We start from the raw sequence: 9269 nt of genomic DNA on the forward strand, positions 1-9269 counted from the left end.
TTCTGTTTCGAAGAAAATAAAGATGCCTTTTTAATGATATTTTTATTACAAGCCGACAATAGGTTTCACGCTTAAAAACACCATACACTATCTTGGCATTATATAATCATCACCACGCCAAGAGCAAATTATCACATTCCTGGACAGCAATTGAAACATAACAACATCCTATATACCCGAATATACGAACTGCCTCATCAATATCAATTACGTAAAACCCGGCAATACCCATAAAAAGTCACAATGTCCTAATGATTTTACTCATTACTTCTCATAGAAAAACAAGCCTGATAAATATCATTTTTTATGGTTTATACATTAAATAATTGAATAGTAATAGGTGACATTATGAGATAAAAGAAACACTTATTTACCTTTTGACGGTACAAACGTCTCGTATGTAAGGTCATCGAAATAAATCTTTATCTCGGTGATTTTTCTTTGTGGCCTGTCAATATATTTTATCTCTTCACGGATAATTTCGGGACGTGTATTTCTTACACCATTCCCTAAGCTGTCCGCCTGAACCATCGGCGGGGTAGCGGCAGGACTCTCGTCATCGAAATCAAGAGTGGCTTCAATTCCTATCTCTGCCTCCTCCTTGCCAATGGCGGGAGTACTGTCACGTCCTGTAAACATCTCTCCCGAACCGAACATAAGCCAATCTGTATTTATGTTGGGAATTTTCTTTTTTATGGCTTCGACTATGTTCAGGGTGGGACGGGTACGTCCGTTGAAGATACTGCTGAGCGAAGCCGGTGACATTTCAATGAACTGGGCGAACACTTGCTGGCTCATGTGCTGAGCCTCCATTATCTGTCTTATTCTATCTTTCATTACCGTAAAATAACTGTTTGAGGGCTTTTAGCCCAAATTTTCATTGCGTTTACAAAGATAAACCTTTTTTCTTGTATACGCAACAAATGTTGATTGAATTTTAAATACTGATATTTGGATTTGCGTTTTTAAACTTGTAAACTATAAACGGGTAAGGCTTCATATCATTAGTTGTGATTTGTAAATGTGAATAATATATGTAAACAGACAATAAACATGAAATAAAGATTATTTAGTTAAAGTACTGGTTGTTAGCTAAGTATCAACATATATATTACGGGGATATGTGTTATAACAGGTGAATATTGACTAATAAAAGGACATTTAGCCGTGTTCTACTTCAATATTTATATACAAACAATTGGATTTTAGATGTTTATAGTGAATAAAAAGACCTGTATTTTTATAAATTTAAATATCCGAATAGGAGTGTTTGGATTTTAATATTTACATTTTACAACACACATATTTATCTTTATAAATGTAAATACAATACATTTTTAATTCATTTAGTGTTAATTGAGTTTTGATTTACATTTCAATATTCAAGATATTAAACCTTAATAAATGCGAACACTGAATTTCTCAAGAGCCAAAACAAGAAAATTCGAGAATACGGGGAAATTTCGAACGACGGTCCGAAATAAAAAAAATAAGCGAGTTTTGAATGGGGTAAAAACACCCGAAATGCCTGATTTATATAGGAGTTAGGCATAAAAAAAGCACTCCTTACGAGTGCTCAATCTAGAAAAAAACAGTCATTAAAAAGCCGTTTTTCAATGCAAAATGAAGAAAATAAGCTCTTTCATCAGCTCTCCTGCAGGCGTATTAGGGTTGTCAAGTCCCTTACTTTTGGCATCTGTCTCTCTAATTCGGGAAATAATCTGCATAACTTTCATTCCCGTGTAATTTCGCATGCCTGTCATATAGTCTTTGGCGGCCCACGGATTGCGTAGATCCAGCCACTTGGCAACCTGCTCCGGACTGTTCTTTTGAGGACAATAATATGCTATCAGCAAATTCTGGAAGTAATTGAAGAGCATCGGAAGAAAACCGTATATGCTTCCGGCCTTGGGATTTTCGTCAAAATATTTCATTATCTGATTTGCCTTGAATATGTTGCGGTTTACTATCGCGTCACGCAACTCAAACGAATTGAAATCCTTGCTCACCCCTATCTGCTGCTCTACCAGCGCCGGTGTAACCCTCCTGTCATTCTCTGGCATGGCAATTAGCAATTTTTCAAGCTCGCTCACAAGTCGCAACAAGTCTGTACCTATAGAGTCTGCAATTATCTGTTGCGACTTTGGATCGATAGAGGCTCCTCGTCCACGGAGGTATGTTTCGATAAAAGGAGGAAGATCCCGTTCACGAAGTTTCCTGCTCTCAAAGATTATTCCAACCTTGTCTATCGACGAAACTATTTTCTTCCGCTTATCGAGCACTCCGTTTTTATGACACATCACAAGCACAGTCGATGTCAGCGGATTTCTTAAATAAGCATCGAGAGCATCCAAGTTCCGTATGTTCTGAGCCTCTTTGACTATGACAACCTGACGTTCAGACATCATCGGATAACGCTTAGCCGCATCCACTATCTGAGCCGCCGTCACGTCTGAACCGAAAAACACAGTCTGGTTGAAGTCTTTTTCCTCATCAGCGAGCACATTTTCCGCTATATAGTCAGCAATCTTATCTATATAATAAGGTTCGTCGCCCATCAGATAATATATCGGAGCATACTTGCGGGCTTTCAAATCTCGCATTATTCCGTCATAAGTCACTGTTTTTAATTCAGCCATTTTTCTTTTCGGTTATTATTTATTACTTTTGCAAAGGCAATTGACTACGGCTAAAGCAAACGCCCGTCAAAGCCATCCGGATGACTATCCGGCTCATGCCGATACTGGTTTAGCCCCTGCAAAGTTAGCGCAAATCTAGAGCAAGGAAACTTGTTTCTTATTGCCGAGATGAAGCCTAACTTCTGCAAAGTTAGTGCAAATCGGATGGAATACAAAACAAAAGCAAACTATTTTGGTTTCTTATGACGTACAGATTAAACCTGCCACGGTTTGACGCAAGAGTGGCTAAAAACGGTGACAGATACACCATTCTCGACACTCTGCGACGCAAATACGTGGCGCTGACACCCGAGGAATGGGTCAGACAGCACTTCATACATTATCTCATAGAGCATAAAGGCTATCCGGGAGTATATCTTGCCAACGAGATCGAATTACGTATAGGCGATAAAAAGATGCGGTGTGACAGCGTTTTATACGACAGCGACCTGCGACCGCGCATAATAATGGAATATAAAGCTCCAACCGTTCAACTCACCCAAAAGGTTTTCGACCAAATAACGGCATACAACATGCTTCTCCACGTAGACTATATTATAGTGAGCAACGGAATACAACATTATTGCTGCCGCATGGATTACGAAAACAACAGCTATTCTTTCTTACCCGAAATACCAGATTACAGAAATTTATAAGGCATCAAAATGGTGATTGTTTCAATATTGAAAACAATATGTCCAATATAAAAAAGACTTGTTAAAATCCATAAGAAACAAGAATTTTAATGCGCAAAAACGCTTCGATAAAATCACAAATGCACTTAAATAAGAATAGGAATACACCTCGATTAAAACAAAAAAGAACTTCAATAAAAATTAAAAAAGAACTTCAATAAAAATACGAAAACAATATATTCAGACACCGAAATACTATAAAAAAGCAGAAAAGCCATACCGTCCAAATACAAAAACACTCCCGTCAGGATTTTCACTATTCTGACGGGAGTGTTTATTTCACTTGTATTTAAGCCTCTGTCTCGCTCTCTTCGGTCTTCGCCGTCTTGCGAATGGCACGCTTGCGGGTCTTCTTTTTATCTTCCATTGCGCTTGGCTTCTCTGTCTTCACACCGGCCAACTCAGGATCGATAAGTATTCGTCCGCAGTATTCGCACACGATAATCTTCTTGTGCATCTTGATGTCGAGCTGCCTCTGTGGCGGTATTTTGTTGAAGCATCCGCCGCAAGCGTCACGCTGTACGTATACGACGCCAAGTCCGTTGCGCGCATTTTTGCGTATACGCTTGAACGACATGAGCAGTCGTGGCTCTATCTTCGCCTCGAGTTCTTTCACCTTTATCTTCAGTCTTTCCTCCTCGGCACGTGTCTCTTCCATTATCTCGTCGAGCTCGTTCTTCTTCATTTCAAGGTCGTTACGGCGCTCTTCGATAATCTCCTCACTTGCCTTGAGGTCTGCTTCCCTGTCGCTGATACGTGCGGCAGCCTCGCGGATCTTCTTGTTGCAAAGTTCGATTTCAAGCGATTGGAACTCTATTTCCTTGCTCAAAGTGTCATACTCACGGTTGTTTTTCACATCGTTGAGCTGTGTCTTATAACGCTCCACACTTGCCTGAGCCTCAGCAATCTCCGCTTTCTTCTGGCTTACAGCCTTTTGGAACTCGTCGATCTCCGTGCGGATTTTCTCTATTCGGATGGAAAGCCCTTCTATTTCGTCTTCCAAATCCTGAACTTCAAGAGGCAACTCGCCTCTGAGCGACCTCTTCTCGTCAATTTCCGACAATGCCGATTGAAGTTGATAGAGAGCTTTCAATTTCTCTTCCACAGACAAGTCTGTAATTTCTTTCTTTGCCATGATTATATCTTAAATATAGATTATTGGGTTGGTGCATGTCCCGGCGATATGCAACGGCAATGCCGGACACGCCTCCCCGATTATTGATTTGAATATCTCGCTTGTATATTGCTCGCTCTGGTAATGGCCTGTCACGCATATCTGGATTTGCTGTTCGCGACCGAAAAACACATGATAATGCATCTCGCCGGTGATGAACGCATCCGCACCGGCAGCCACCGCGTCGTCAATAAGGAAGTCGCCGGCCCCGCCGCATATCGCAACGCGATGTATCGGGCGGTTTAACAGCTCGTTACACTGTGCACACTGCACGGCAAACTGCCTTTTCACCAACTCCACGAAGTCGCCGGCAGCCATCGGTTCGGTCAGCTCACCCACCACTCCGCTGCCTGCTTCCACGCTTCCGACAGTCTTCCCTGCCATAAACCTGACACCGGTCAGGCCAAGTTTCTCTGCTATCTTGAAGTTGACCCCGCCCCGTGCATTGTCCATATTGGTGTGCATCGAGACTACGGCAATATCGTGCTTTATCGCTTTCATCACCGTGCGTTGCACGTAGTCGGCACCGGATATGGTCTTCAAACCACGGAACAGCAACGGGTGGTGCGACACGATGATGTTGCACCCCTTGCCTATCGCCTCGTCGACGATAGCCTCGTTCACGTCAAGACACAATAAAGCCCCTGACGCTTCCGCCTCCGTCAATCCGATTTGCAGGCCGGCATTGTCCCAACCTTCCTGCAATGGCAGAGGCGCGAATGTTTCAAGGGCGCTCAACACTTCCTTTATTTTCACGCTGTAATATTGCTTTTTCCGCATGCAAAGTTAATAAAAAAGCTTGAATTGCAAGTATTTATCACGCAAATTAACCGTTTTTTATGACCGGACAGCCTATTTGTCGGTATTTTTATGTACCTTTGGCACATACGAACCGGAATAACAATACATTATTATATACATAGCATCATGACAAAGACGTATCTCATTCTTGCGGCAATCGCACTGTCGTCAATATCCGGCGCGGCCCAAACCGCCAAAAACATAACCCGCATCGAAGGCACGGCCGTGAACTATCCGAAATGCGAAACGCTTTTGGTCTCCGAGACGGGAACGGATGTCCGCGTGAACAAAAACGACACGATACAAGTGGTCAACGGACGCTTCTCTTACGACTTAATCACCGAAGGGACACCGACAGTATATGAAATTGTGCCTCTCAACGAGCATATAAGAGGTTCGCATCCCGTCACAATGTTCTTTGCGGAGACTGGAACAGTCAACATCACGTTCACCGACGATGGCAAACCGCGGGTCGTAAAGTCGGACGCGCCGCTCAACGCCGAGTACATCAGCTTCAACAAAGAATGCGAAAGACTGTTCTTTGACAATATGAGACGCCTCAGTGACAGCATAGACAGTAAAGGGCTGAGATTCACTCCAGAGGCGAACGCCCTGATAGACAAGCCTAAAAAGACGACAGACAAACACGAACTCGACTCCCTCAGACTATTACTTGGTGAGCTTGAAAAGCATAACAAAGTATACTCGCAGGCTAATTACGACCTTGAAAACGCATGGGAAAAAACTTTCCGCAAGCATATAGAGTACTCACTGGCTTACGCCGAGAACAACGTTACACCCGTAGGACTGTACGTTATGAAAGATGCCACGACGAATAAAAGGCTCTTTGACGAGCGGCTCTTATCCGTAACAGCCGACGTTTTCAATCGCATCTACGCGAAAAAATATCCCGACCACCCGATGAGCAGAAGTATACGCAACTTCATCGCCTCGCAATCCATAAAGCCGGGAGGCCGCTTTATCGACTTCACCGCACCCGACATCGAAGGCAGAGACCACACCATCTCCGGGGAGATAGCCGGCAAAGTGGCCCTGATAGACTTCTGGGGGTCGTGGTGCGGCCCGTGCCGCAGGCTGTCGAAGAGCATGATTCCCGTATACGAGGCATACAAAGACCGCGGCTTCACGATTGTGGGCATAGCCCGGGAGCGCAAGGCGGAAGAGATGACGAAAGCCATGGCAAAAGACGGTTATAAGTGGCTCAACCTCGTGGAACTGAACGACAAGGGGCGTATATGGGAGAAATACGGCATCAGCAACCGCGGCGGCACCACGGTACTGGTAGGCCGCGACGGCAAAATCCTTGCCGTCCACCCCTCGGCCGAAGAGGTAAAGGCTATACTGGAAAAGGTGTTATAGCCAGTCGTCGATATCAGCGTCGGCTTCAACGACAGTCTCTATATCATCAGGAAGTGCCGGGAAAAAGTCGTAACCGGTGATTCGTTCCACCTCATCCACGGTGTTCACGTAATCGCCTTTCGGCCTGTTTCCCGACATATTCTTATATATAAAACCGATGGCCGAAGGATTGTCGCCCAACCGCAAAACCACCTTGAAAAACGCGTCAGGCACCGCAACTTTGCTCTTCCCTATCCTCTTATGCTTCCCGTCATACAGTATCGGCCCGCAAACGATATACAGACTTCCGTATTTCTCCGCCCAACGGCGACACATTATCTCCATTTCATTCCAGTCACCGGAATTCAGTCCCTGGACCTGCGGACAGGCATTTGTAAACAGGAACGATTCCGATTGGGCCGCCTCGCACCACTTACAGTCTGCCGATGGGCACATGTGCCCTCGATCATAACCCGAGTTATAGTAATCCCTGTCTGTCGCCCGAGGTTCCGGCACGTCCACGTCTTCACGGAATTTCAGTCCGGCGCGCTTGAATGGGCCGTCTGTATGATCGGCAGTGAGGTTCCACGCCACCCAATTGGGCAGTCTTGTATCCTTATTATAAGACACCGTATACGCCGTACGTCGCAAGATCTGTTCACCCGATGCCGGCCTGAATGCAGGCAGCGCGATATCCGCCATGTCGGGTAGGGGTTCCTTTTCCAAAACGACTACGGTATCTTCCGTCTCGCCACGGCCTATGTCTCCGCCCATCAGTGGCTTGCCACCGGTAGACATGTCGCACGCCGACAGCACCGGAACTAAGGCCATGGCATATATGGCAACCACATTTCTTACAGTCATTTTCCTCTTTATCATGTTCAAGATCTCCTGCGTATGTCTTTCAACCGCCCGTATATGTCGAACGAACGGCGGTCGGCAAGATATAGCGTGACCACAAGCGACAAAGCCGAGGCCACAAAAGCAATCACTACAATCATCATCTGGTACTTTATGGCTACACCCGGAACAGAGCCGCCGAGTATCTGTCCGATCATCGTGCCCGGCATGGCTACAATCCCCATGACAGCCATGTTGGCAACACAGGGGGCGAACGACTTTTCCACCGCACGCCGCACGAAAGGCATCACAGCCTCAACATGGCTTGCACCGTTGCCCAACAGGTAATAGTACAGCCGGCGGTCGCCCTGCAATCCGTCGTAATATGTATTTAAGGCCATCACGCTCACACCGAGCATGTTGCCAACAAGAAGCCCGATGACAGGCACGAAATAACGCGCGTCAAACGGATTTGACAGTCCGAGAACGAACATCAGAAAATAAAGCCCGACAACCATTGCCGAGCCGCAAAACCCTCCAAACAGCGGAACCACGGCAAAACCGAACCGCAAGCGGGTACGCTGAGCCACAGTAAACGAGGCCACAAGCACGATCAGAGCCACCCATGCAAGATTTATCCACGGGTCGTTCCACTCGAAGAGATACTTCAAGTATAGACCTATCAAGAAAAGCTGCACCACCATACGTACAGCCGCTATCACCGTGGAACGCACGAGACGCACTCCGAGCCTATGAAAAAAATATATCGGCATGGCAAGCAGCAGCAATCCCACGCCCAGTCCTAAATATGATATATCTATCGTGTTCATCGTCTATAATCCTCTATCATGATATGTGTCGCCCATCGTTATTCTCCTGTCGCATGCCTCGGCAAAAGCAGTGTCGTGGCTCACCAGCAGCGCAGCGCATCCCCGCGAAGCCATGTCCCGGATATACCCGGCCACGAGGGCGGCCGAATGCTCATCGAGCGCAGATGTCGGCTCGTCGGCTATAAATATCGGTTTGCGCAGCAATCCGCACACCGAGAGCGCAATACGCTGGCGTTGACCGCCGCTTATCTCGGTCACCTTCTTATCGTACAACCCAGTGTCAAGCCCCAGCCGTCCCCACTCTTCCATCAGCCTGTCTTTCGAAAAGAGCAGGTTTCTGTTGGCTTTCAGTCCGAAAGGCAAAGCCACCATTTCACGGACGCTCTCCACCGGAAAAGCAAGTTCCTGCGGCAAATACGACATCTGCTTGCGAAACTCAACCGCCGAAGATGGCGTGAGTAATTCACCGTATATACTGATATGGCCTTCCGAAAGCGGCACGAAACCGAGCACGGCACGCAACAATGTCGTCTTTCCACATCCCGACCCTCCGGTGACACACACCATCTGTCCCTCACCGACAGACAACGACAAACCAGCGAAAAGCTGTCTGTCGTCCATCCTCACCGATGCTTTATTCACTTCTATCATTATTATCCGTCTGTTTATTCGGTCATGTCTGTTAAAGCGCCTTCCGGTTCCGGGCACCCGGACATGCCAATGGCCGGAAACCTTTTACGAAAGACAGACACAAAGGTAATCAAAATGAGCGGAAACAGCAAGGAACCATTCTCTTTTTGAACCTTCCGGTTTCATATCCCTCCATTCTCAAACCCGCGGCTTGTAATAAAAATATCATTAAAAAGGCATCTTTATTTTCTTCGAAACAGAA

9 protein-coding genes are annotated in these 9269 nt (G+C 45.9%); 2 read left to right on the forward strand and 7 right to left on the reverse strand.

Going from position 1 to position 9269, the window contains the following annotated elements; all coding sequences use genetic code 11:
- Window positions 1–366: 366 nt before the first annotated feature.
- Window positions 367–837 carry a helix-turn-helix domain-containing protein gene (locus MoGM_RS03950; protein WP_104368840.1) on the reverse strand — a complete coding sequence of 157 codons (471 nt, stop codon included), beginning with the start codon at window positions 835–837 and terminating at the stop codon, window positions 367–369.
- Window positions 838–1613: 776 nt separating this feature from the next.
- A complete protein-coding gene (gene holA / locus MoGM_RS03955) occupies window positions 1614–2639 on the reverse strand; it encodes a DNA polymerase III subunit delta (protein WP_104368841.1) in 1026 nt (341 codons plus the stop codon).
- A 242-nt stretch (window positions 2640–2881) separates the two neighbouring features.
- Here holA and MoGM_RS03960 point away from each other — a divergent pair, with 242 nt between their 5' ends.
- A complete protein-coding gene (locus MoGM_RS03960) occupies window positions 2882–3334 on the forward strand; it encodes a type I restriction enzyme HsdR N-terminal domain-containing protein (RefSeq protein WP_104368842.1) in 453 nt (150 codons plus the stop codon).
- Window positions 3335–3662: 328 nt separating this feature from the next.
- Here MoGM_RS03960 and MoGM_RS03965 read toward each other — a convergent pair whose 3' ends face one another.
- Window positions 3663–4508, reverse strand: coding sequence for a zinc ribbon domain-containing protein (locus MoGM_RS03965; RefSeq protein ID WP_104368843.1), 846 nt, complete (start codon window positions 4506–4508; stop codon window positions 3663–3665).
- 9 nt (window positions 4509–4517) lie between these two features.
- Window positions 4518–5303, reverse strand: a complete 786-nt coding sequence (locus MoGM_RS03970) for a Nif3-like dinuclear metal center hexameric protein (protein WP_104368848.1) — start codon at window positions 5301–5303, stop codon at window positions 4518–4520.
- A gap of 171 nt (window positions 5304–5474) precedes the next feature.
- On the opposite strand from MoGM_RS03970, the gene MoGM_RS03975 reads away from it, so the two are divergent.
- Window positions 5475–6728, forward strand: coding sequence for a TlpA disulfide reductase family protein (locus MoGM_RS03975; protein ID WP_158249550.1), 1254 nt, complete (start codon window positions 5475–5477; stop codon window positions 6726–6728).
- On the opposite strand, the gene MoGM_RS03980 is transcribed toward MoGM_RS03975, so the two are convergent.
- Genes MoGM_RS03980 through MoGM_RS03990 form a run of 3 tightly spaced genes read right to left on the reverse strand, consistent with a single transcriptional unit; the run spans window position 6723 to window position 9028 of the window.
- Window positions 6723–7571, reverse strand: a complete 849-nt coding sequence (locus MoGM_RS03980; protein WP_199181764.1) for a DNA/RNA non-specific endonuclease — start codon at window positions 7569–7571, stop codon at window positions 6723–6725. The two genes, MoGM_RS03975 and MoGM_RS03980, sit on opposite strands and share 6 nt — an antisense overlap.
- A 17-nt stretch (window positions 7572–7588) precedes the next feature.
- Complete coding sequence (locus MoGM_RS03985; RefSeq protein ID WP_104368846.1) at window positions 7589–8377, reverse strand: ABC transporter permease; 789 nt, start codon at window positions 8375–8377, stop codon at window positions 7589–7591.
- A gap of 3 nt (window positions 8378–8380) precedes the next feature.
- Entirely contained in the window at window positions 8381–9028 is a 648-nt protein-coding gene (locus MoGM_RS03990) for an ATP-binding cassette domain-containing protein (RefSeq protein ID WP_104368847.1), read from the reverse strand.
- Window positions 9029–9269: the final 241 nt, after the last annotated feature.

The organism is Prevotella sp. MGM1 (assembly GCF_002933775.1).
Lineage (GTDB): Bacteria > Bacteroidota > Bacteroidia > Bacteroidales > Bacteroidaceae > Prevotella.